Source organism: Stenotrophomonas sp. FSL W7-1447, assembly GCF_037966425.1.
Lineage (GTDB): Bacteria > Pseudomonadota > Gammaproteobacteria > Xanthomonadales > Xanthomonadaceae > Stenotrophomonas > Stenotrophomonas pavanii.
In genome coordinates this window covers 4,042,077-4,064,208 of the sequence record NZ_CP150199.1, presented here as the reverse complement: position 1 = coordinate 4,064,208, position 22,132 = coordinate 4,042,077, and the positions used below count along the sequence as shown (strand labels likewise).

The window sequence follows — 22,132 nt, the reverse complement described above, 5'->3', positions numbered from 1 at the left end:
GCCATGCCCCCGGCCAGCCCATCGCCGTGGATGCCGGAACTGTGCCGCCTGCCACGGCTGGCGGCGATGCTGGGCCTGGCCGAGCTGGTGGTGGTGGTGCTGGCGCTTGCGCCGGATGGCAGCCGCCACTGGACGGTTGGCGAACTGCTGTCGGCCAGCGGCTTCGCGCTGTGGCTGGCGCTGGCAGTGGCCGCCAGCCTGTGCGTGCTGCGGAAGGCGCTGTCGAGGCTGCCGCAGGTACTGGGCGCCGTTGCCGCGATCGCGCTGGCAACCCTGATCGCGGTGGTCTGCGCCGGCATCGTGCACGCGTTGTACGCGGTGCTGGGTGACAGTTTCGCCAACGGCATCAGCTTCTGGCGCTTCACCCTCGGCAGCGCCGCCACCACCGCGCTGATCAGCGCGCTGGCGCTTCGTTACTTCTATGTCAGCGACCGCTGGGCGGCCCAGGTGCAGGCCAATGCGCGCGCGCAGGCCGATGCGCTGCAGGCGCGCATCCGCCCGCATTTCCTGTTCAACAGCATGAACCTGATCGCCAGCCTGCTGCATCGGGACCCGGCGGTGGCCGAGCGTGCCGTGCTCGACCTGTCCGATCTGTTCCGTGCGGCGCTGGGCGCAGGCGAGGGTGATTCCACCCTGCGCGACGAATGCGAGCTGGCCGAGCGCTACCTGTCGATCGAATCGCTGCGCCTGGGCGAACGCCTGCAGGTGCGCTGGCAGCGCGAGGAACCGCTGCCGTGGGATCTGCCGTTACCGAGGCTGGTACTGCAGCCGCTGGTGGAGAACGCCGTGCTGCATGGCATCTCGCGCCTGCCCGAAGGCGGCACCATCGAGCTGCACCTGACGCGCGAGGGCAACGCGTTGCAGATCCGCGTGCGCAACCCGGCACCCGATCCGCAGGCACCGGGGCTGGCGTTGGCGCGGGGCGCCGGCCATGCCCAGCACAGCATCGGCCATCGGCTGGCCTGGCGCTTCGGCAGCGCCGCGCGGATGACGGCTGGCTGGAGCGAGGGCTACTATGCCTGCCAGGTGACAGTGCCGATCCAGTGAGGGAACGATCGTGAGGGTAGTCATCGCCGATGACGAACCACTGGCGCGCGAGCGCCTGCGCAGCCTGTTGGCGGCGCAGGAAGGCGTGGACGTGGTGGCCGAGGCCGGCAACGGCGAGCAGGCCCTGCACGCGTGCGCGGCGCTGCAGCCGGACCTGGTCCTGCTGGATATCGCGATGCCCGGGCTGGATGGCCTGGAAGCTGCCCGCCACCTGGCCAGCTTCGAACCGCGGCCGGCCGTGGTGTTCTGCACCGCCTACGATGCGCATGCGCTGTCAGCGTTCGAGGCGGCGGCGATCGATTACCTGATGAAGCCGGTGCGTGCCGAACGGTTGGCGGCGGCGATTGCACGTGCACGCACATTCCTGGCCGGCCGCGATGGCCAGCCGCAGGCGCACAGCGGGCAACAGGCACGCAGCGTGCTGTGCGCGCGCCTGCGCGGCAGCCTGCGCCTGATTCCGCTGGACGACATCCACTACCTGCAGGCCGAGGAGAAGTACGTCGTGGTGCACCACGCACGCGGCGAGGACCTGATCGAGGAATCGCTGAAGTCGCTGGAGGAGGAGTTCGCCAGCCGATTCATCCGCATCCATCGCAATTGCCTGGTGGCACGCCACGAGCTGGTGGAACTGCGTCGTGGCTCTGGCGGGCAGGTGCAGGCGGTGCTGCGGCATGGCAAGCAGCCGCTGGAAGTGAGCCGCCGCTGCGTGGCGACGCTGAAGCAGGAACTGCGGCATCTGTGAGTGGTCCCGCGCGGCTTGCGGCCGCGACTGCTTGAGAGCAACGTCTGAAGCAACAGCAACAGCGGGTCATGGCTCGGTGTTTCTACGTGCTGGCTCGGGCCGGGGTGGGGCGGCGGGACACGCCGTAAACCCATCCATGGGGGCTCGATGGCGCCTTGCTCGTGTGCGCTGTCCTGCGCACACGGCAAGTCCGGGGTTGGGCGTCCTGCCCAACCCGCCCAAGGCATGCCTCGGGCCCATGGCGCCAACGGTCCCGCCACCCCACCCCGGCCCAACCCGTCCGTTGTCTACCGCATCGGACAGCAAGAGCATTGGTGTTATCGGGCGGGGGAAGAGGGGTCAGATCCCTTTTCCTGCGGAAAAGGGATCTGACCCCGGAAGCCGTCGGCTGTTGCCTTTGCTTCTTCATTTTTCTTTTGATCTTCCGTGGCTGGCGCACACGGAAATTGTCAAAGGTCGGGGCGGTGAGGTCATGCGGGGTGTCGGCGGCATGGATGTCGCGGCCAAGCCCCCAGGGATGGGTTCACGGCGTCCCCGCGTGACCCCACCGCCCCGGCCAAGCACGGCTTCTGCTTTGATACCCCCAGCCACGAGGGGCTCCGCCGTTGGCCGTATCCGCGCCGAAGGCGCGATAATGACCGGATGGAAACCGTCCGCATCGCCACCCGCAAGAGCCCGCTCGCCCTCTGGCAGAGCGAACACGTCGCCGACCGCTTGCGCCAGGCCCATCCCGGCCTGCATGTGGAACTGGTGCCGATGAGCACCCGCGGTGACGAGGTGCTTGATCGCTCGCTTGCCGCGATCGGTGGCAAGGGCCTGTTCCTGAAGGAACTGGAGCTGGCCATGCTGCGCGGTGAGGCCGACTGCGCGGTGCACTCGCTGAAGGACGTGCCGATGGAACTGGACGAGCCGTTCGCGCTGCCGGCAATCCTGCCCCGCCACGATCCGGCCGATGGCTTTGTTTCCAACCTGTATGCCTCGCTGGACGCGCTGCCGATAGGTGCCCGGGTCGGTACTTCGTCGCTGCGCCGCCAGGCCCAGCTGCGCGCGCTGCGCCCGGACCTGCAGCTGCTGGACCTGCGTGGCAACGTCAACACGCGCCTGGCCAAGCTCGACAATGGTGGCTACGACGCGATCGTGCTGGCCGTGGCCGGGCTGGAGCGCCTCGGCCTGGGCGCACGCATCGTCGCGCGCCTGCAGCCGCCACAGTGGCTGCCGGCGCCGGCACAGGGCGCCGTCGCGGTGGAATGTGATGGCGGCAATGCGCGCCTGCGGGCGCTGTTCGCCACGCTTGATGACGCAGCCACGCGCGCCTGCGTGGAAGCCGAGCGGGCAATGAACCGCGCGCTGCATGGCAGCTGCCATGTGCCGGTGGCGGCCATCGCGCAGTGGCAGGGCGACGACCTGCACCTGCAGGGCTTGGTCGGCAGTGCCAGCGATGGCCGCGCGGTGCGCGCCGAGGCGGTGGGCCCGGGCAGCGACCCGGAGGCGCTCGGCCAGCGCGTGGCGAAGATGCTGCTGGAGGCCGGTGCCGGCGAACTGCTGAACGCCTGAGCCATCGCCGGTAGTGCCGGCCGCTGGCCAGCAACCGCGTGCCCCAGTTGAATGCAGTTGACGGCCGGCGGCCGGCACTACCGAAAGAGGAACGGGCGCCCTGGGCGCCCGTTCTGCTTATTTGAACTTGTAGACCACGTTCATCGTGGTCAGCGTATCGGTCTTGCGCTTGTCCTCGGCGACGTCGCTGTTGTAACGCGCCTGCCAGCCGGCCTTCAGCGCCAGGTGCTCGTTCATGCTCACCGAGACACCGAAGTCGTTCTGGCCGAAGGTGTTGTACGAACCGGACTCGACCAGCAGGGTGTTGACCAGGTCGGTGTTGTCGGTCAGCGAATACTTCATGTCGAACAGGCCACGGCCGATCAGGCCGGTGCGGGTGCGGTCGTCTTCGGTGCTGTGGGTGCGGCGCACACCGGGGCCGATCTGCGCGTCGAACGAGAAGCGCTCGGTGTTCCACAGGCGGGTGCCATAGCCCAGACCGAACGAGCTCTGGCGGTCGTAGGTGGCGAAGTCGTCGCGCTCGGTACGCACCGTGGCGGTCAGCTGGCGGTGCTCGCCCAGCTGCAGCGCGCTGCCGGCGCTGCCGGTGTAGCGGTTGGCAGTGGTGTTGTTGCGACGGGTGGTGGTGCCGTCGTCATTGGTCTCGGTCACCTTGGAGCTGGAGCGCAGGCCGAACAGGTCCATGCTGTGCACCCAGTCGCCGTCGGTGTAACGCAGGCGCAGGCGGCCGTTGAAGCTCTCGGTGCTGCTGTTGCCGCGTGCCGACGCAAAGCCGAGCTCGCCGCCGCTGCCGCTCCACGGCGAGGACATCGCCGCCAGCTCGGAGGCATCCTGCGCGTATGCGAGCGGCGCACACAGCAGCAGGGGGACCAGCAGGGACACGCGCAGGGACATCGAGGGTTCTCCGGAACGGTTGACAGCCGGTGATGATACTGGAAGCGTGATGGCGGTCCGAATCGATCCAATGCGCGCTTCAGCAAGCGTTGCTGCGATCCCCTATTCAGGGCAGATCGACGTGCAATGTCGGGTCGTTGAAGCGCGAATAGCGCAGGCGCAGCTGGAAGCTGCGGCCATGGCTGCTGCCACTGCGCACGATCTGCCGCGGAAGGCCCTGGGCATCCACCCAGTATTCCAGGCGTTCGCCGGGCTGGGCACCGCGCAGCCGGTAGTGACGGGTCTGGACCCCGTCCAGCGCCTGGCTGCCGAGGTCTTCGGCCTGCAGATCGGCCGGCAGGGCGTCGGCCGGCAGCGGGTTGCGCCATTGCTCCAGCAGGCCGGGCGGCGTCGGTACCTGGCGGATCGCGCCGTCGGCCTGCAGGAACAGGGTGTCGCCGATGATGGTCTGCGGACCGGCCGGGGTCTGCACCCGGAATCGATCGGGCGCGACGAAATCCATGGCGCTGCGCACCGGCTGCGGTGCGCCCAGGACCTCCAGTTCGGCGTGGAAGCTGCGCAGGGCCGCGAAACGCTGGCTGGCGCCCAGCACCGCCTGCGCCGGGTCGGCGGCTGGCACGGGGGCCGCGGTGCCGGCCGGCGCGGGCGCGCGATCACAGGCGGCCAGCAGCAGGCAGGCCAGCAGGGACAGGGCGGGCAACCGGCGCATCGGGCATTCCATGGGGTGGGGGCGACCACGATAGCCCAAACGTCCCACACAAGACCCGCGACTCGGACATAATCGGGGGCATGGACCGATACGAACGCATCACCGCCCTGCATCGTCTGCTCAAGTCCGCGCGCTATCCGGTCACGGTGGCGACCCTGCAGGACAAGCTCGGTTGTTCCCGTGCCACCGTGTACCGCGATCTGGCCTTCCTGCGCGACGCGCTGATGGCACCGATCGAGGGCGACGGCGAGGCGGGCTTCCGCTACCAGGCCGACGAGAGCGATCGCTTCGAGCTGCCCGGCCTATGGCTCAGCTCGGAAGAGCTGCATGCGCTGTTGGCCTCCCAGCACCTGCTGGCGCGTACCGGCGGCGGCGTGCTGTCCTCGGTGCTGGCACCGCTGCAGCAGCGCATCGAGAGCCTGCTGGCCGCCCAGGCGGGCGTCTCCAGCTGGCCGGTCGACCGCGTGCGGGTGATCCCGCATCGCGGCCGCAAGTTTGACGAGGGCAGCTTCCGCAGCGTCGCTTCGGCCGTGCTGGAGCGTCGCCAGCTGGCATTCGAGTACCGCGCCCGTTCCACCGACGAGCCGACCAAGCGCACGGTCTCGCCGCAGCGCCTGACCCACTATCGCGACAACTGGTACCTGGACGCCTGGGACCACGACCGCGAGGCCCTGCGCAGTTTTGCAGTGGACCGCATCCACAAGGCACGGGTGGTCGACAGCACCGCCCGCGACGTCGCCGACAGCGAGCTGGACGAGCAGCTCGGCGCCAGCTACGGCATTTTCTCCGGTGCGCCGAAGGGGTGGGCGACCATCCTGTTCAGCGCCAAGGCCGCGCGCTGGGTGGCCGACGAGCACTGGCATTCCAAGCAGCAGGGCCGCTTCCTGGCCGACGGCCGCTATGAGCTGAAGGTGCCGTACAGCGTCTCGCGCGAGTTGCTGATGGACGTGCTGCACTATGGATCGGATGCCGAGATCGTCGAGCCGATGATGCTGCGTGAGCAGGCCAAGGCGCTGCTTGAGCTGGCGCTGAGCAACTACGAACCCTCCTGACACTCCCCCCGAGAATCCCGTCCCCCATGAAGAAGACCCTGTTGTTGCCCCTGCTCGCCGCGGCGCTGGCCCTGACCGCCTGCGGCACGTCCGGCGAGCCCTCGCAGAAGCTGGTGGTGGCCGCCACGGCCGTGCCGCACGCCGAGATCCTCGAGGTGGTCAAGCCGATCCTCAAGCAGGAAGGCGTGGACCTGGACGTGCGCGTGTTCAATGACTACGTGCAGCCCAACGACCAGCTGGTGCAGAAGCAGGTGGACGCCAACTACTTCCAGACCGAGCCGTACCTGGATGCGTACAACCGCGACCGCAAGACCGACCTGGTGAAGGTGATCGGCGTGCATATCGAGCCGTTCGGGGCTTACTCGCGCAAGGTCAAGTCGCTGGCCGAGCTGCGCGAAGGTGCCGACGTGGTGATCCCGAACGACCCGAGCAACAACAGCCGCGCGCTGATCCTGCTGCACAAGGCCGGCGTGATTCAGCTGAAGGACCCGACCAACGCACTGTCGACCCAGCGCGACATCACCGCCAACCCGAAGAACCTGAAGTTCCGCGAGCTGGATTCGGCGATGCTGCCGCGCGTGGTGGACCAGGTCGACCTGGCGCTGATCAATACCAACTACGCGCTGGATGCCGGCCTCAACCCGACCCAGGACGCGCTGGCGATCGAGAGCAAGGATTCGCCGTACGTGAATTTCCTGGTCGCGCGCCCGGACAACAAGGACGACGCCCGCGTGCAGAAGCTGGCCAAGGCGCTGACCAGCCCGCAGGTGAAGGCCTTCATCGAGACCAAGTACAAGGGCGCGGTGCTGCCGGCGTTCTGACTGTGTGGTAGTGTGCGGCCGCTGGTAAGCACTCACCGGGCATTGCGAAGATCACGGGGCTGTACCAGCGGCCTACACTACCCTCAATCCCGCGTACAGCCGCTCGCGCCGGGCTGCGTCCATCCAGCCCCCACTGCGCGGCGATCATCGAGACCAAGTACCAGGGCGCGGTGCCGCCGGCGTTCTGACCGTGCGGTAAGCCGCTGGTAAGCACTCACCGAGCATTGCGAAGATCACGGAGCTGTAGGCCAGCGGCCGGCACTACCCTCAATCGACGTGGAAGGCGAGGGTGGCAGCGACGGCCTGCTGCCATCCCGCGTGCAGCCGCTCGCGCCGGGCCGCGTCCAATCTAGCCCCACTGCGCGGCGATCATCGAGACCAAGTACCAGGGCGCGGTGCTGCCGGCTGTTCCGACCGTACGGTAGTGTAGGCCGCCGCTGCCGGCAATCACCGAGCATTGCATTGCGAAGATCACGGGGCTGTACCAGCGGCCTACACTACCCTCAATCCCGCGTACAACCGCTCGCGCCGGGCCGCGTCCATCCAGCCCCCACTGCGCGGCGATCATCGAGACCAAGTACCAGGGCGCGGTGCTGCCGGCGTTCTGACCGTGCGGTAGTGCCGGCCGCTGGCCGGCACTCACCGGGCATTGCGAAGATCACGGAGCTGCCGGCCAGCGGCCGGCACTACCCTCAATCGACGTGGAAGGCGAGGGTGGCAGCGACGGCCTGCTGCCATCCCGCGTACAGCCGCTCGCGCCGGGCCGCGTTCATCTGCGGCTCGAAGCGGCGGTCCAGCCCCCACTGCGCGGCGATCTGTTCACGGCTGGACCAGAACCCTACCGCCAGCCCGGCCAGGTAGGCCGCACCCAGCGCGGTGGTTTCGGTCAGCCGCGGCCGCAACAGCGGCACACCGAGAATGTCCGCCTGGAAACCGGCCAGGAAGTCATTGCCGATCGCGCCGCCATCGGCGCGCAGTTCGCTCAATGCGATACCGGCATCGGACTGCATCGCATCGAGCACGTCGCGGGTCTGGTAGGCCATCGCTTCCAGCGCCGCGCGCACGAAATGCGCCTTGCGGGTGCCGCGGGTCAGCCCGAACATCGCACCGCGCACATCGCTGCGCCAATAGGGCGCACCGAGGCCGACGAACGCCGGCACCAGGTAGGCGCCGCCACTGTCGGGCACCTGCGCGGCCAGTGCCTGGCTGTCACTGGCGCGTTCGATCATGCGCAGCCCGTCGCGCAGCCACTGCACCACCGAGCCGGCGATGAAGATCGAACCTTCCAGTGCGTACTCCACCCGCCCGTCCAGGCCCCAGGCCACGGTGGTCAGCAGGCCATTGCGCGAGCGCACCGCCTGCGTACCGGTGTGCATCAGCATGAAGCAGCCGGTGCCATAGGTGTTCTTGACCATGCCTGGCTGGAAGCAGGCCTGGCCGAACAGCGCGGCCTGCTGGTCACCGGCGATGCCGGCGATCGGGATCGGGTGGTCGAAGAAGAACTGCGGCCGGGTATGCGCGTACACCGCGCTGGAGTCGCGTACCTGCGGCAGCATCGCGCGCGGGATGTCGAGCAGGGCCAGCAGGTCGTCGTCCCAGTCCAGCGTGTGGATGTTGAACAACAGGGTGCGCGCCGCGTTGCTGTAGTCGGTCACATGCGCCTGGCCGCCGCTGAGGTTCCACACCAGCCAGCTGTCGATGGTGCCGAACAGCAGCTCGCCACGCTCGGCGCGCTGTTGCGCACCTTCCACGTGGTCGAGGATCCAGCGCACCTTGGTCGCGGAGAAATACGCATCGATCAACAGGCCGGTCCGTTCGCGGATCAGCGCTTCATGCCCTTCGGACTTCAGCCGCTCGCAGATGGCGTGGCTCTGCCGCGATTGCCAGACGATGGCGTTGTGGATGGGCTGGCCGGTGGTGCGGTCCCAGACTACGGTGGTTTCGCGCTGGTTGGTGATGCCCAGTGCGGCGATATGGCGCGGGTCGATCTGCCCGCGGCTGAGCAGTTCGGTCAACGTGGCATAGACGCTGGTGAGGATCTCGCGCGGGTCATGCTCGACCCAGCCGGGATGCGGGAAGATCTGCGCGAACTCGCGCTGTGCGCTGCCGACGATGTCGCCGGCGCGGTCGAACAGGATCGCGCGCGAACTGGTGGTGCCCTGGTCGATGGCCAGCACGTAGCGGGGCGTCATGCAGCGTCTCCGATGGCGATGGGGAAATCCTAATGCATCGATCGCGTCGCGCGCGGCTGCCCTGGTAGCTGCCAACCTTGGTTGGCACACGTGGCAACACGGGGCTCAGAGCCCTTTCTGTGGGAAAGGGATCCGACCCTCCATCCACGCCTGCAGCCGTGCCACCTGTGCAGCATCCAGCCGCAACCCCAGCTTGCTCCTGCGCCACAACACATCGTCGGAGTCGAGCGCCCACTCATGCCTGCGCAGGAAGTCCACTTCGCGGGCATGCAGGCCGCCGCCAAACGCCTCGCCAAGATCGTGCAGGCCCTGTACACCCTGCAGCAGTTCCGCGCTGCGACTGCCGTAGGCCCCGGCCCAGCGCTGTGCGATCCCGCTCGGCAACCACGGTGCCAGTGACTGCAGGCGCGAGCACGCCTGCGTGGCGTCGCCCCAGTCGCTGCCCGGCAGCGGGTCTCCGCCTGCCGTCCACGCCGGCCCCATCTGTGGCAGCGCTGGCCGCAGCAGCTCCAGCGCCTCCTCGGCCAGCACCCGGTAGGTGGTCAGCTTGCCGCCCAGCACATGCAGCGCCGGTGCCGGGTGGGACTGCAGCTGCAGACGGTAATCACGGCTGAGTCGTGCCGCACGCGGATCGGGATCGGCCAGCAACGGGCGTACGCCAGCGAACCGCCAGACCACGTCTTCCGCTGCGATGGGATCACGCAGGTAGCGATTGGCCGCATCACACAGGTACGTCACCTCCGCAGGGAGCACGCTGCAGCGCGCCGGGTCACCGCGATAGTCGGTGTCGGTGGTGCCGACCAGCAGGTGGCCGTGGGCGAAGGGCAGCAGGAACACCACGCGCCCATCGGGCTGCTGCAGCAGGCAGGCGCTGTCGCTGGGCCAGGGGCGGCGCAGCACGATGTGGCTGCCCTGCACCAGGCGCAGCGCGGGGCCATCGCCGCGCCCCTGCATCTGTTCCAGCAGGCCACCGGCCCACGGACCAGCCGCATTGACAACGGCGCGCGCCGTCACCGGGTGCGGCTGGCCATCGGCGGATTCCAGAACGGCCTGCCATCGGCCCTGCACGGGGCGCAGGTCGATGCAGCGGCTGCGGACCCGCACGTGTGCGCCGCGCTGCGCGGCATCCAGGGCGTTGAGCAGCACCAGCCGCGCGTCATCGACCTGCGCATCGGCGTAGCTGAAGCCGTGCCGCAACGCGGGGGAGAGCCAGCGACCCAGCGGATCGCGTTGCAGGTCCAGTGCGTGCGATGCGGGGAACGCAGGGCTGCGCCGGCCCAGATGGTCGTACAGCCACAGTCCCGCGCGCAGCATCCAGCGCGGTCGCAGGTGCGGCTCCCAGGGCAGGACGAAACGCAGCGGATGGACCAGGTGAGGGGCTTGCCGGCGTACCGTCTCACGCTCACCCAGCGCTTTGCGCACCAGGCCGAACTCGCCCTGTTCGAGGTAGCGCAGGCCGCCATGGATCAGCTTGCTGCTGGCACTGGAGGTGTGTGCGGCCAGGTCATGCTGCTCGCAGAGCAGGACGCGCAGGCCGCGGCCGCTGGCGTCACGGGCGATGCCGGCGCCGTTGATGCCGCCACCGATGACCAGCAGGTCGAGGTCGTCCATCGGGCCTCCGCGTCCTGTGTGTGCGTAGAGTCGACTGTCAGTCGACTCTACAGAACGCGGGTGACGGAAACGACGACGGGCCCCGAAGGGCCCGTCGCGTTACATCCGTGAAGCAGGTGCTGCCTGGATCAGAAGCGGGCGCCGATGCCGAAGCCGACGGTCCACGGATCCATCTTGGCTTCGCCGATCTTCTCGCCGCCAACCTTCACGTCCGGGCGGGCGCGCATGTAGCGGGCGTCGGCACGGGCGAACCAGGTGGAGTTGATGTTCATGTCCACGCCGACGGTACCGATCACGCCCTTGGCATCCTTGAAGCGGATGTCGGTGTCAGCGCCGTTGCCCAGCTTCTCGTTGCTGAAGCTCGACTGGTAGTAACCCACGCCCACGAACGGGCGGAACACGTTGTCAGCCTGGCCGAAGTGGTACTGGCCGCTCAGCGCGACCGGCTGCTGCTCGACCGAGCCCAGGCGGGCGTTGTTCGGGCCCTTGAACTTGTTTTCGAACTTGTCGGCAGCGCCCCACAGTTCAACGGCCCAGTTGTCGTTGATGTAGTAGCTGAAGCTGACGGTCGGCGCCGGGCCACCATCGGTCTTCTTCACGCCGGTGATCGTGTCGTTCTTCGGTTCCAGCAGCGAGATGCCGCCGACAACGGCAAAATGCTTGCCAGAAGCGGTGTCGGTGCTGCTGCTGTCCTGGGCGAAAGCGGCCGGCGCGAAGGCGGCGGAGGTCAGCAGGGCGAGACTCAGGATACGGATGGAGCGCATGGGGGTATCTCCTAATGTTTCTTGTTTTGGGCCCCCGGTTGCGGGGCGAGCACACCGTAGTCGCCCCAACATGAATCGAATCCGACGCACGTTAAAAAATAGTTTTCCTTGTTCAGCGACCGGTGCGGAATGCCTGTATTCATGGGGTTTCCGGCACGCGGTGACATTCATGCAGTTGGAGAAGATGTGAGCACAGCAACGGTGTGCATCGGCCTGCAAGCGCAGGTGAACGTGGACTGCAGGGTACTGGTGCTGGGCTCGATGCCAGGCGCGGCGTCGCTGCAGCAGCAGCGGTATTACGCCCATCCGCGCAACCGCTTCTGGCCGCTGATGGCCGACATCTGCGGTTTCAGCGTGGACCTGCCCTATGCAGCGCGGCTGCAGGCGTTGAATGCTGCGGGCATCGGCCTGTGGGATGTGATCGGCCGCTGCGAGCGGCGCGGCAGCCTGGATGCGGACATCGTGCGCGGCACCGAAGTGGCCAATGCGCTGCCGGAACTGATCGCCACGCTGCCTGAGCTGACGCTGATCGGCTGCAATGGCGGTGCATCACTGCAGGCCTTCCAGCGCTGGGTGCTGCCGCGGCTGGAGACGCCGCCCCCGGTGGTCGCGTTGCCGTCAACCAGCCCTGCCAATGCCGCGTGGTCGCTGCCGCGCCTGCGCAAGGCCTGGCAACCGGTCGCTGACGCACGGGCGACATGAGGCGGACATCGCCTGGACAATACGCTACCGACTGGTCGCGCACCCGACCCATGGGCAACAGCCTGTCCCGGCTGCGTGTGTACTGAAAACACCTGTAACGGTTGGCGCTGGCCCCCGCTGGCCGCACAATAGACGTTTCCCTACACCAGATTGCCGGAGTTATCCCCATGGCCGAAATCAAGGAAGCACTTGTCCCCGATATCGGTGACTACAGCGATATCCCGGTAATCGAGGTGCTTGTCGCCGTCGGCGACACGGTCAAGAAGGACCAGGGCCTGGTGACGCTGGAAAGCGACAAGGCGACCATGGAAGTGCCGTCGTCGGTGGCGGGCGTGGTCAAGGAACTCAAGGTCAAGGTCGGCGACAGCCTGTCCGAAGGCAAGGTCGTGGCGCTGATCGAAGTGGCCGAAGGCGAAGCCGCCGCGCCGGCCGCCGCCGCACCGGCCCCGGCCAAGGCCGCTGCCCCGGCTGCCGCCACCCAGAGCGCGCCGGCCCCGGCGGCTGCCGCACCGGCTGCCCCGGCTGCCAGCGGCGGTGCGGTTGAAGCCCGGGTGCCGGACATCGGCGATTACACCGACATCCCGGTCATCGAAGTGCTGGTCGCCGTGGGCGACACGGTCAAGAAGGACCAGGGCCTGGTGACGCTGGAAAGCGACAAGGCGACCATGGAAGTGCCGTCGTCGGTGGCCGGCGTGGTCAAGGAGCTGAAGGTCAAGGTCGGCGACACCCTGTCGCAGGGTGCCGTGGTCGCCATCATCGAGGCCGAAGGCGCTGCCGCACCGGCCCCGAGCAAGGCCGCTGCTGCCGCCGCCCCGGCCGCTGCCGAGACCGCCACCAAGGTCGAGCCGGTGGCCGTTCCGGCCCAGCCGGACAAGCTGGCGGCCCGCGAGATCGCCTCGGCCGGTACCCCGTCCAGCCCGCCGGTGCAGTTCAACGCCGACGGCGTGCTGCCGGCCAAGGTGCCGTACGCCACCCCGGCAGTGCGCGTGTTCGCCCGCGAGCTGGGCGTGGACCTGCTGCAGGTCAACGGCACCGAGAAGGGCGGCCGCATCACCAAGGGCGACGTGCAGAAGTTCGTCAAGGCCGCGCTCAGCGGTGGCGTGCCGGCTGCCGGCGGTGGCGCCGTCGCCGCCGGTGGTGGCCTGAACCTGCTGCCGTGGCCGAAGGTCGACTTCAGCAAGTTCGGCGAGACCGAAGTCCAGCCGCTGTCGCGCATCAAGAAGATCTCCGGTGCGAACCTGGCCCGCAACTGGGCGATGATCCCGCACGTGACCCAGTTCGAACAGGCCGACATCACCGACCTGGAAGCCCTGCGCGTGGCGCTGAACAAGGAAAACGAGAAGGCCGGCATCAAGCTGACCATGCTCGCCTTCCTGATCAAGGCCAGCGCTGCGGCGCTGAAGAAGTTCCCGGAGTTCAACGCCTCGCTCGATGCCAGCGGCGAAAACCTGACCCTGAAGAAGTACTTCCACATCGGCTTTGCCGCCGACACGCCGAACGGCCTGGTCGTGCCGGTGATCCGCGACGTGGACAAGAAGGGCGTGGTGCAGATCGCGCAGGAAACCGGCGAACTGGCCAAGAAGGCGCGCGACGGCAAGCTGGGCCCGGCCGACATGAGCGGCGGCTGCTTCTCGATCAGCTCGCTGGGCGGCATTGGCGGCACCGCGTTCACCCCGATCGTCAACGCGCCGGAAGTGGCCATCCTGGGCGTCTCCAAGTCGTCCATCCAGCCGGTCTGGAACGGCAAGGACTTCGCACCGAAGCTGATGCTGCCGCTGTCGCTGAGCTACGACCACCGCGTCATCGATGGCGCCCTGGCCGCACGCTTCACCACGTACCTGTCGCAGGTACTGGCCGACATGCGCCGCGTGCTGCTGTAACGCACCGCTTCGCCCCCACCGTGCGGCCGCTGCCCCTGGCGCGGCCGCGTGAACAGATGCAGTGACAGCCCGCCGGCGGCGCCGGCCGGGCATGAGGAAAACCCACCATGGCCACGATTGAAGTCAAGGTTCCCGACATCGGCGATTACAGCGATGTGCCGGTGATTGAAGTGTTGGTCGCCGTCGGCGACACGGTGAAGAAGGATCAGGGTCTGGTGACCCTGGAATCGGACAAGGCCACCCTGGAAGTGCCGTCCTCGGCCGCCGGCGTGGTGAAGGAAATCAAGGTCAAGCTGGGCGACACCCTGTCCGAAGGCGCCGTGGTCGTGGTGCTGGATGCTGAAGGTGCCGCCGAAGCCCCGGCCAAGGCCGCTGCGCCGGCGCCCGCTGCGGCCGCCCCGGCCAGCAAGCCGCCGGTGACTCCGTCGCACCGTGCCCCGGCCGAGCCGGCCGCGCCGAAGCCGGCGCTGTCCAGTGGCAAGCCGGCCGACATTGAATGCGAAATGGTCGTGCTGGGCTCGGGCCCGGGCGGTTACACCGCCGCCTTCCGCGCCGCTGACGTTGGCCTGGATACGGTGCTGGTTGAACGTTACGCCAGCCTCGGCGGCGTCTGCCTCAACGTGGGCTGCATTCCGTCCAAGGCGCTGCTGCATGCTGCTGCGGTGATCGACGAAGTGGCCCACGCCGGTGATTTCGGCGTCGAGTTCGGCAAGCCGACCATCACCCTGGACAAGCTGCGCGAGTACAAGGAAAAGGTCGTCAACCAGCTGACCAAGGGCCTGGCCGGCATGGCCAAGCAGCGCAAGGTCCGCAACGTGCAGGGCGTCGGCAGGTTTGTTTCGGCCAACGAGCTGGAAATCACCGCTGCTGACGGCAGCACCCAGCTGCTGCGCTTCCAGAAGTGCATCATCGCCGCCGGTTCGCAGGCGGTGAAGCTGCCGAACTTCCCGTGGGACGACAAGCGCGTGATGGATTCCACCGACGCGCTGGAGCTGGCCGAAGTGCCGGGTTCGCTGCTGGTCGTCGGTGGCGGCATCATCGGCCTGGAAATGGCCACCGTGTACAGCGCGCTGGGCAGCAAGGTCACCGTGGTCGAGTTCATGGACCAGCTGATGCCGGGTGCCGACAAGGACCTGGTCAAGCCGCTGGCCGACCGCCTGAAGAAGCAGGGCATCGACGTGCACCTGAAGACCAAGGCATCGGGTGTCACTGCCGACGCCAAGGGCATCACCGTGACCTTCGACGCCGCCGAGGAAGGCCAGGCGCCGGCGCTGGCGAAGGGCACCTTCGACCGCGTGCTGGTGGCCGTGGGCCGTTCGCCGAACGGCAAGAAGATCGATGCCGAAAAGGCCGGCGTGCAGGTCACCGATCGTGGCTTCATCCCGGTCGATCGGCAGATGCGCACCAACGTGCCGCACATCTTTGCCATCGGCGATATCGTCGGCAACCCGATGCTGGCCCACAAGGCTACGCACGAGGGCAAGCTGGCGGCCGAAGTGGCGGCCGGCCACAAGAAGGAGTGGGTGGCCCGCGTGATTCCGTCGGTGGCCTACACCAACCCGGAAATCGCCTGGGTTGGCGTCACCGAGACCGAAGCCAAGGCCAAGGGCCTGAAGGTCGGCGTGGCCAAGTTCCCGTGGGCGGCCAGCGGCCGCGCGATCGGCATCGGTCGCACCGAGGGCTTCACCAAGCTGATCTTCGACGAAGAGACGCACCGCATCATCGGTGGCGCGATCGTTGGCGTGCATGCCGGTGACCTGCTGGCCGAGATCGGCCTGGCGATCGAGATGGGTGCGGAAGCCGAGGACATCGGCCACACCATCCACGCCCACCCGACGCTGAGCGAGTCGGTGGCGATGGCCTCGGAAATCTACGACGGCACGATCACCGATCTGTACATGCCGAAGAAGAAGTAAGGCGCCCGCGCCGTTCCGAACGAAAAGCCCCGGTTTCTGCCGGGGTTTTTTGTTGGCTGCGGGGATGCCTTCGGCAGCACATCGCGAGGGTCTGGGCCACTGCGTGGGTGGCAGGCATTTCGACAAATGTCCCCCGTCGCCCGCCTGCGGCGGTCGCCTCCTCCTTTACTTTGTCGAAATGCCTGCCACCCGCGCAGTGGCTCGGCTTGCGGACGGAGCAGCCACAGCCGGCTGTTCTGCCACGGCCGCCTGGATGCCTGATACGCGGAGGGAGCGGGGGTTGTGTGCGAAGTGAAGGAGGAGGCGCCGGCCGCAGGCCTGCGCCGGGGGACATTCGCATGCAGCCCCCGCTCCCTCCAGCGCTCGACCACGCATGCGTCTACGGCAATTGCCACCCGCGCAGCGGCTCGACTTGCGGATAGTCGAGAGCCACAGCCTGGGCCGCCGGGATGCCTTACACGCGGAGGGAGCGGGGGTTGTGTGCGAAGTAAAGGAGGAGGTGCCGGCCGCAGGCCGGCGCCGGGGGACATTCGCACGCAGCCCCCGCTCCCTCCGGCGCTCGACCAACCCGCTTCTGCTCTTCGCCAGCAACCCACAAAAAACGCGGCCCCGATGTTCCGGAGGCCGCGCCAGGAGAGAAGATGCCGTGGAAGGGGCAGGGGATCAGAACACGAAGCTGATGCCGGCCACCGGGCCCTTGAACTCCTGCTTCAGGCCGACCGTGCCGTCGCTGCCCTTCTTGTCCACGTCCAGCTTGAACCAGTCGTAGCCGGCGAATACGCCGAAGTTCTTGGTGAAGCGATAATCGACGATCGCATTGGCGCGGCTCAGGTCGCCCTTGTAGTCATCGAAGCTGCCCCAGCGCGTGTTGAGGTACTGGCCCTGCAGCGTGATCATCCAGCGCTCGGACGGAGTGAAGGTCATGCGTGCACCCACCACCGGTGCCACGCCGTCGGCTTTCTCGTTGAGGAACTGGCCTTCGTACACAGTGCCCAGGTCGGCGTAGCCCTTGGTGCTGACCTTGGCGTACTCGCCACCGATCTGCAGGCCCAGGTCGAAGGTGTCGGTATCGACGACCGAGTAGTCGTAGACCAGGCTGGCCACCTGGTACTTCAGCTCGCCCTTCACGAAGCTGCCGGCCGGCACCGTCTCACCGCCGAAGGAAATGCCCTGGTCGAGCGTCTCGCGGCGGTCCTTGTCGTACTTGAAGTAGTTGAACAGCAGGCGCTGGCGGTTGCTGATGCGGAACATGCCGTCGATGCGCGGCTCCCATTCCTTGCCGCCCAGCTTGAAGTCCTGGTCCAGGGAGATGTCCTGGCCGGCCACGGTGGTGCTGCCGCGCAGCGTGTTGTCCGAGTCGATGTTCATCGCACCCAGGCGGATGGCGAAGCGGTCATCGCCTTCGGCGGCGTGGGCCGCAGAGGCGAACGAAGCGCCGGCGGCGAGCAGGGAAAGGGCGAGCAGGGTGGGTACGGGGCGCATCGAAGAGTCCTTGCAGTGGTTCATCAGAATGAAGACCACTGTGCCGGACGCACGCGTCCACCATGCGTGAACGTATGGTCCATGGGGCGTGTACGGTTCAGCCCTGTCGCGATCCTGCAAAAGGATGGCCCCGGAGCGGGGCTTCGGGGCCATCGTGGGACCTGCGGGGTGGAGCCGACGAGGATGCTGCAGGCAGGTCGAATGATCGGACCGGCTTGCCTGACGAAAGTTCCGCAGCCTGCGACCAAAGTTCAATACTGCGCCGCAACATGGTGCGGACGTCATTGTCCCCCTGGTGGCACGCAAAAATGTAACCGTTACCGCAACTTGCGGCTTCCAGGGATGAACAGGCAGCGGTTGTCTCGCAAATTGTCCCATTGCTATAATTTGGCGGCTCGATGAGGCCCCCCTGCTTTAGCCGCCTCAGCCTTCCACTTGCAACCACGCGGGACGTCCTGTGCTGAACTCCGTTGATGCGGGTCGGCGACTGATGCTGCGCGCCGCGGTCTACCCGCTGGCCGCGGTCGCTGTCCTGGCCCTGGCCTTCCTGCTGGTGGGTCCGAAATATGCCCTCGGTGCTCTGGCGTCCGGAGTGGCGATTTCCGCCGGTGGCTGGGTGGCTGCACGGATGGCACTGGGCGGTGGCGCGGTGGCCGCAGGATCGGCGATGGCTCGCCTGATCATTGCGATCGTGGCCAAGTGGGTCGTGGTTTTCGGCGTCCTGCTGGTGGGGTTTCTGGTCTTCAAGCTGCCTGCATTGGCGCTGTTGGCCGGTATCGCCGTCGGCTTGATGTTCCAGGTCCTGGCTATGGCCAGGCGTTGACAGAATTCAATTAACTGAAGGTTCCGGACACATGGCGGGCGAGGCTCTAACCCCTACCAGCTACATCCAGCATCACCTGCACAACCTGACCGCGCCGGTCGGCAAGGGTGAGGGTATGTTCTGGCATATCCACGTCGATACCTTCCTCACCGCCGTCCTGATGGGCCTGGTGATCGTGGTCGCGTTCTGGCTGGGCACCCGCAAGGCCACTGCCGGCGTGCCGGGCAAGTGGCAGGCCTTCGTCGAGATCTGCCTGGAATTCGTCGACCGCCAGGCCAAGGACACCTATCACGGCAAGAGCAAGCTGGTCACGCCGATCGCCATCACGATCTTCTTCTGGATCCTGATGATGAACCTGATCAAGATGATCCCGGCCGACTTCATCGCCAAGCCGCTGGAATGGGCGGGCATCCATTACTGGAAGCCGGTACCGACCGCTGACGTCAACGCCACCCTCGGCATGGCCATCAGCGTGTTCTTCCTGATGCTGTTCTTCGCGCTGAAGTCCAAGGGCCTGCTGGGCTTCATCAAGGAATTCCTGACGGCGCCGTTCGGCAAGTGGATGATGCCGTTCAATCTGATCCTCAACATCGTCGAGTGGCTGAGCAAGCCGATCTCGCTGGCGATGCGACTGTTCGGCAACATGTTCGGCGGCGAAATCGTGTTCCTGCTGATCTGGGTGCTGGGTGGTGCCGGTTTCTTCGGTGCCATTGCCGGTGGTGCGTTCGGCCTTGGCTGGATGCTGTTCCACCTGCTGGTGATCCCGCTGCAGGCCTTCATCTTCATGATGCTGTCGATCGTGTACCTGAGCCTGTCGGAAGACGCTCACTGAGTTTCAAGCTTCAACGCGTTTCAACCTTCATCCGTTTCATCACCCTTAGCAACTTAAGTTCCTGGAGATAACCATGTACTTCGCCGTCCTGACCAACTTCGCGCAGATTCAGAGCTCCACCGCCCTTGCCGTCGGCATCATGATCGGCCTGGCCGCGCTGGGCGCCGGTCTGGGTCTGGCCATCATGGCTGGTAAGTTCCTGGAGTCGGCCGCGCGCCAGCCGGAACTGATCCCGGTCCTGCAGGTCCGCATGTTCATCACCGCCGGCCTGATCGACGCCGCGTTCATCATCTCGGTCGCCGTTGGCCTGCTGCTGGCCTTCGCCAACCCGCTGTCGGCTGCCTTCGCTGGCGCCGTCACCAAGGCTCTGGCCGGCTGATACAGCGGTTTGAGACGACCGGGTGCTGATGCACCCGGTTTCGGATGAAGGCCGGATGTGCCGCTACGGCGGCGCGTCCACCCCGAAACCAGCGATCGAGCTAACCATGAATATCAATTTCACCCTCCTTGCGCAGGCGCTGGCCTTCGCTGGTCTGATCTGGATCATCGCGACCAAGATCTGGCCGCCGCTGATGAACGCGATCGAAGAGCGCCAGCAGAAGATTGCTGAAGGCCTCGCCGCGGCCGACCGCAGCCAGAAAGACCTGGCCCAGGCGCAGGAGAAGGTCAACGAAGCGCTGAAGGAAGCCCGCACCAAGGCCAACGAGATCATCGATCAGGCCCACGCGCGTGCCAACCAGATCGTTGATGCTGCCCGTAACGAAGCGATCACCGAAGCCACCCGTCAGAAGGAACTGGCCCAGGCTGAAATCGACGCCGCCGCCAACCGTGCCCGTGAAGATCTGCGCAAGCAGGTGTCCGCGCTGGCCGTGACCGGTGCCGAAAAGCTGCTCAAGCGCGAAATCGACGCCAACGCCCACAAGGCGCTGCTCGACGAGCTGGCCTCGGAGATCTAAGGATGAGCCAGGCCCTCACGCTTGCCCGCCCGTACGCCCGCGCCGCGTTCGCGACCGCGCGCGACGAAGGCGCGTTCGCGCCGTGGTCGGACGCCCTGGCGTTCTCCGCCCACGTCGCCGCCGACCCGCGCGTGGCGGCCCTGCTCGCCAACCCGGAGCTGGGTCGTGACGACGCCGTCGCCCTGCTGGCGCCGGTGTCGCACGGCGAGACCTACTCGCGCTTCCTGGCCATCCTGGCCGAATCGCATCGTCTGCCGCTGCTGCCGGAAATCTCCGGCATGTTCGACGCCCTGCGCGCCGAAGCCGAGCACGTGGTCAAGGCCACGGTGACCTCGGCGGCCGAACTGTCGGCCGGTGAGCTGGACGCGATCAAGGCTGCGCTGCGCAAGCGCTTCAACCGCGAGGTCGACGTGACCACCGCGGTCGATGCCTCGCTGATCGGCGGCGCCGTGATCGACGCCGGCGACGTGGTCATCGATGGTTCGCTGAAGGGCAAGCTGGCCCGTCTGCAGACCGCGCTCGCTAACTGAATTCATTTAACGTCCGGCCCCGCTGCCGGCACTAGGACTTGACGATGGCAACCACGCTCAACCCCTCCGAAATCAGCGAACTGATCAAGAACCGCATCGAGAAGGTCAAGCTGGCCGCGGAATCGCGCAACGAAGGCACCGTGACCAGCGTGTCCGACGGCATCGTGCGCATCTTCGGTCTGGCCGACGTGATGCAGGGCGAAATGATCGAACTGCCGAACAACACCTTCGCCCTGGCCCTGAACCTGGAGCGCGACTCGGTCGGCGCCGTGGTCCTGGGTGACTACGAGCACCTGCGCGAAGGCGACGTCGCCAAGACCACCGGCCGCATCCTGGAAGTGCCGGTCGGTCCGGAACTGCTGGGCCGCGTGGTCAACGCGCTGGGCGAGCCGATCGATGGCAAGGGCCCGCTGGGCACCGACCTGACCGCTCCGGTGGAGCGTGTTGCGCCGGGCGTGATCTGGCGCAAGTCGGTCGACCAGCCGGTGCAGACCGGTTACAAGTCGGTCGACTCGATGATCCCGATCGGCCGTGGCCAGCGTGAGCTGATCATCGGTGACCGCCAGACCGGCAAGACCGCCATGGCGATCGATGCGGTGATCAACCAGAAGGGCACCGGCATCAAGTGCGTGTACGTTGCGATCGGCCAGAAGGCGTCGACCATCGCCAACATCGTGCGCAAGCTGGAAGAGAACGGCGCGCTGGCCCACACCATCGTGGTGGCCGCGACCGCCTCCGAATCGGCCGCCATGCAGTACATCAGCGCCTACTCGGGCTGCACCATGGGTGAGTACTTCATGGATCGCGGCGAAGACGCGCTGATCGTGTACGACGATCTGTCCAAGCAGGCCGTGGCCTACCGCCAGATCTCGCTGCTGCTGAAGCGCCCGCCGGGCCGTGAAGCCTACCCGGGTGACGTGTTCTACCTGCACTCGCGCCTGCTGGAACGCGCGGCCCGCGTGTCCGAGGAATACGTCGAGAAGTTCACCGAAGGCAAGGTCACCGGCAAGACCGGTTCGCTGACCGCGCTGCCGATCATCGAGACCCAGGCCGGCGACGTGTCCGCCTTCGTTCCGACCAACGTGATCTCGATCACCGACGGCCAGATCTTCCTGGAAACCGACCTGTTCAACGCCGGCATCCGTCCGGCCGTGAACGCTGGTATCTCGGTGTCGCGCGTCGGTGGCTCGGCCCAGACCAAGATCATCAAGAAGCTGTCGGGCGGCATCCGTATCTCGCTGGCCCAGTACCGCGAGCTGGCTGCGTTCGCGCAGTTCGCCTCGGACCTGGACGAAGCGACCCGCAAGCAGCTGGAGCGTGGCCAGCGCGTCACCGAGCTGATGAAGCAGAAGCAGTACGCGCCGATGTCGATCGCCAACCAGGCGCTGTCGATCTACGCCGTCAACGAGGGTTACCTCGACGACGTGCCGGTCAACAAGCTGCTGGCGTTCGAAGAAGGCCTGCACGCCCACTTCGCCAACACCCAGGGCGAGCTGATCAGCAAGGTCAACGCCACCGGCGGTTGGGACAACGACATCGAAGGTGCCTTCAAGAAGGGCATCGCCGAGTTCAAGACCACCGGCAGCTGGTAATCGCGGTCCTGTAGAGCGGAGCCGCTGGCTCCG

At 67.0% G+C, this 22,132-nt stretch carries 20 protein-coding genes; 14 read left to right on the top strand and 6 right to left on the bottom strand.

The window, feature by feature from the left end; genetic code table 11:
* Positions 1 to 3 precede the first annotated feature (3 nt).
* The 3 genes from NSQ78_RS18855 (at position 4) to hemC (ending at position 3,343) form a co-directional block, all read left to right on the top strand.
* The gene (locus tag NSQ78_RS18855; RefSeq protein WP_064239245.1) at positions 4 to 1,047 is read left to right on the top strand and encodes a sensor histidine kinase; all 1,044 of its coding nucleotides are present in this window, start codon (positions 4 to 6) and stop codon (positions 1,045 to 1,047) included.
* 10 nt (positions 1,048 to 1,057) lie between these two features.
* The gene (locus tag NSQ78_RS18850) at positions 1,058 to 1,789 is read left to right on the top strand and encodes a LytTR family DNA-binding domain-containing protein (protein WP_049471037.1); all 732 of its coding nucleotides are present in this window, start codon (positions 1,058 to 1,060) and stop codon (positions 1,787 to 1,789) included.
* 642 nt (positions 1,790 to 2,431) lie between these two features.
* Positions 2,432 to 3,343, top strand: coding sequence for a hydroxymethylbilane synthase (gene hemC / locus NSQ78_RS18845; protein ID WP_064239244.1), 912 nt, complete (start codon positions 2,432 to 2,434; stop codon positions 3,341 to 3,343).
* 117 nt (positions 3,344 to 3,460) lie between these two features.
* On the opposite strand, the gene NSQ78_RS18840 is transcribed toward hemC, so the two are convergent.
* Positions 3,461 to 4,237, bottom strand: coding sequence for a DUF481 domain-containing protein (locus NSQ78_RS18840; protein WP_014648509.1), 777 nt, complete (start codon positions 4,235 to 4,237; stop codon positions 3,461 to 3,463).
* A 106-nt stretch (positions 4,238 to 4,343) separates the two neighbouring features.
* Positions 4,344 to 4,946, bottom strand: coding sequence for a hypothetical protein (locus NSQ78_RS18835; protein ID WP_064239243.1), 603 nt, complete (start codon positions 4,944 to 4,946; stop codon positions 4,344 to 4,346).
* A gap of 80 nt (positions 4,947 to 5,026) precedes the next feature.
* On the opposite strand from NSQ78_RS18835, the gene NSQ78_RS18830 reads away from it, so the two are divergent.
* Together NSQ78_RS18830 and NSQ78_RS18825 are read left to right on the top strand one after the other, a co-directional pair.
* Complete coding sequence (locus tag NSQ78_RS18830) at positions 5,027 to 5,998, top strand: YafY family protein (protein ID WP_049467495.1); 972 nt, start codon at positions 5,027 to 5,029, stop codon at positions 5,996 to 5,998.
* A 26-nt stretch (positions 5,999 to 6,024) separates the two neighbouring features.
* Entirely contained in the window at positions 6,025 to 6,819 is a 795-nt protein-coding gene (locus NSQ78_RS18825; RefSeq protein WP_339207150.1) for a MetQ/NlpA family ABC transporter substrate-binding protein, read from the top strand.
* 692 nt (positions 6,820 to 7,511) lie between these two features.
* On the opposite strand, the gene glpK is transcribed toward NSQ78_RS18825, so the two are convergent.
* The 3 genes from glpK to NSQ78_RS18810 form a co-directional block, all read right to left on the bottom strand.
* Entirely contained in the window at positions 7,512 to 9,011 is a 1,500-nt protein-coding gene (gene glpK, locus NSQ78_RS18820; protein ID WP_064239242.1) for a glycerol kinase GlpK, read from the bottom strand.
* A 105-nt stretch (positions 9,012 to 9,116) separates the two neighbouring features.
* Complete coding sequence (gene glpD, locus NSQ78_RS18815) at positions 9,117 to 10,622, bottom strand: glycerol-3-phosphate dehydrogenase (RefSeq protein ID WP_064239241.1); 1,506 nt, start codon at positions 10,620 to 10,622, stop codon at positions 9,117 to 9,119.
* Between the two features lie 128 nt (positions 10,623 to 10,750).
* Positions 10,751 to 11,386 carry an OmpW family outer membrane protein gene (locus NSQ78_RS18810; protein WP_064239240.1) on the bottom strand — a complete coding sequence of 212 codons (636 nt, stop codon included), beginning with the start codon at positions 11,384 to 11,386 and terminating at the stop codon, positions 10,751 to 10,753.
* A gap of 186 nt (positions 11,387 to 11,572) precedes the next feature.
* Here NSQ78_RS18810 and NSQ78_RS18805 point away from each other — a divergent pair, with 186 nt between their 5' ends.
* From NSQ78_RS18805 to lpdA, 3 genes are all read left to right on the top strand, one after another.
* Complete coding sequence (locus NSQ78_RS18805) at positions 11,573 to 12,088, top strand: DNA-deoxyinosine glycosylase (RefSeq protein ID WP_064239239.1); 516 nt, start codon at positions 11,573 to 11,575, stop codon at positions 12,086 to 12,088.
* 167 nt (positions 12,089 to 12,255) lie between these two features.
* Complete coding sequence (gene aceF, locus NSQ78_RS18800) at positions 12,256 to 13,968, top strand: dihydrolipoyllysine-residue acetyltransferase (protein WP_064239238.1); 1,713 nt, start codon at positions 12,256 to 12,258, stop codon at positions 13,966 to 13,968.
* A gap of 107 nt (positions 13,969 to 14,075) precedes the next feature.
* Positions 14,076 to 15,884 carry a dihydrolipoyl dehydrogenase gene (lpdA, locus tag NSQ78_RS18795; protein ID WP_057494523.1) on the top strand — a complete coding sequence of 603 codons (1,809 nt, stop codon included), beginning with the start codon at positions 14,076 to 14,078 and terminating at the stop codon, positions 15,882 to 15,884.
* Between the two features lie 663 nt (positions 15,885 to 16,547).
* Here the strand turns inward: lpdA and NSQ78_RS18790 are convergent.
* Positions 16,548 to 17,366, bottom strand: a complete 819-nt coding sequence (locus NSQ78_RS18790) for a hypothetical protein (protein WP_049466590.1) — start codon at positions 17,364 to 17,366, stop codon at positions 16,548 to 16,550.
* Positions 17,367 to 17,823: 457 nt separating this feature from the next.
* Between NSQ78_RS18790 and NSQ78_RS18785 the strand changes: the two genes are divergently transcribed.
* From NSQ78_RS18785 to atpA, 6 genes are all read left to right on the top strand, one after another.
* Positions 17,824 to 18,189, top strand: coding sequence for a hypothetical protein (locus NSQ78_RS18785; RefSeq protein ID WP_014648497.1), 366 nt, complete (start codon positions 17,824 to 17,826; stop codon positions 18,187 to 18,189).
* A 31-nt stretch (positions 18,190 to 18,220) separates the two neighbouring features.
* A complete protein-coding gene (atpB, locus tag NSQ78_RS18780) occupies positions 18,221 to 19,021 on the top strand; it encodes a F0F1 ATP synthase subunit A (RefSeq protein ID WP_049466592.1) in 801 nt (266 codons plus the stop codon).
* A 73-nt stretch (positions 19,022 to 19,094) separates the two neighbouring features.
* A complete protein-coding gene (gene atpE, locus NSQ78_RS18775; RefSeq protein WP_005411133.1) occupies positions 19,095 to 19,400 on the top strand; it encodes a F0F1 ATP synthase subunit C in 306 nt (101 codons plus the stop codon).
* A gap of 106 nt (positions 19,401 to 19,506) precedes the next feature.
* Positions 19,507 to 19,977, top strand: a complete 471-nt coding sequence (locus tag NSQ78_RS18770; protein WP_005419512.1) for a F0F1 ATP synthase subunit B — start codon at positions 19,507 to 19,509, stop codon at positions 19,975 to 19,977.
* A gap of 2 nt (positions 19,978 to 19,979) precedes the next feature.
* Complete coding sequence (locus tag NSQ78_RS18765) at positions 19,980 to 20,507, top strand: F0F1 ATP synthase subunit delta (protein ID WP_049466594.1); 528 nt, start codon at positions 19,980 to 19,982, stop codon at positions 20,505 to 20,507.
* A 44-nt stretch (positions 20,508 to 20,551) separates the two neighbouring features.
* A complete protein-coding gene (atpA, locus tag NSQ78_RS18760; protein ID WP_005419511.1) occupies positions 20,552 to 22,099 on the top strand; it encodes a F0F1 ATP synthase subunit alpha in 1,548 nt (515 codons plus the stop codon).
* The last annotated feature ends 33 nt before the right edge of the window (positions 22,100 to 22,132 follow it).

Coding starts and splice junctions, on each gene's coding strand:
- NSQ78_RS18840 (WP_014648509.1), bottom strand. CDS start 4,237: ATGTCCCTGCGCGTGTCCCTGCTGGTCCCCCTGCTGCTGTGTGCGCCG.
- glpK (WP_064239242.1), bottom strand. CDS start 9,011: ATGACGCCCCGCTACGTGCTGGCCATCGACCAGGGCACCACCAGTTCG.
- NSQ78_RS18830 (WP_049467495.1), top strand. CDS start 5,027: ATGGACCGATACGAACGCATCACCGCCCTGCATCGTCTGCTCAAGTCC.
- atpA (WP_005419511.1), top strand. CDS start 20,552: ATGGCAACCACGCTCAACCCCTCCGAAATCAGCGAACTGATCAAGAAC.
- NSQ78_RS18810 (WP_064239240.1), bottom strand. CDS start 11,386: ATGCGCTCCATCCGTATCCTGAGTCTCGCCCTGCTGACCTCCGCCGCC.
- aceF (WP_064239238.1), top strand. CDS start 12,256: ATGGCCGAAATCAAGGAAGCACTTGTCCCCGATATCGGTGACTACAGC.
- lpdA (WP_057494523.1), top strand. CDS start 14,076: ATGGCCACGATTGAAGTCAAGGTTCCCGACATCGGCGATTACAGCGAT.
- NSQ78_RS18835 (WP_064239243.1), bottom strand. CDS start 4,946: ATGCGCCGGTTGCCCGCCCTGTCCCTGCTGGCCTGCCTGCTGCTGGCC.
- NSQ78_RS18825 (WP_339207150.1), top strand. CDS start 6,025: ATGAAGAAGACCCTGTTGTTGCCCCTGCTCGCCGCGGCGCTGGCCCTG.
- atpB (WP_049466592.1), top strand. CDS start 18,221: ATGGCGGGCGAGGCTCTAACCCCTACCAGCTACATCCAGCATCACCTG.
- NSQ78_RS18765 (WP_049466594.1), top strand. CDS start 19,980: ATGAGCCAGGCCCTCACGCTTGCCCGCCCGTACGCCCGCGCCGCGTTC.
- glpD (WP_064239241.1), bottom strand. CDS start 10,622: ATGGACGACCTCGACCTGCTGGTCATCGGTGGCGGCATCAACGGCGCC.
- NSQ78_RS18770 (WP_005419512.1), top strand. CDS start 19,507: ATGAATATCAATTTCACCCTCCTTGCGCAGGCGCTGGCCTTCGCTGGT.
- atpE (WP_005411133.1), top strand. CDS start 19,095: ATGTACTTCGCCGTCCTGACCAACTTCGCGCAGATTCAGAGCTCCACC.
- hemC (WP_064239244.1), top strand. CDS start 2,432: ATGGAAACCGTCCGCATCGCCACCCGCAAGAGCCCGCTCGCCCTCTGG.
- NSQ78_RS18855 (WP_064239245.1), top strand. CDS start 4: ATGCCCCCGGCCAGCCCATCGCCGTGGATGCCGGAACTGTGCCGCCTG.
- NSQ78_RS18790 (WP_049466590.1), bottom strand. CDS start 17,366: ATGCGCCCCGTACCCACCCTGCTCGCCCTTTCCCTGCTCGCCGCCGGC.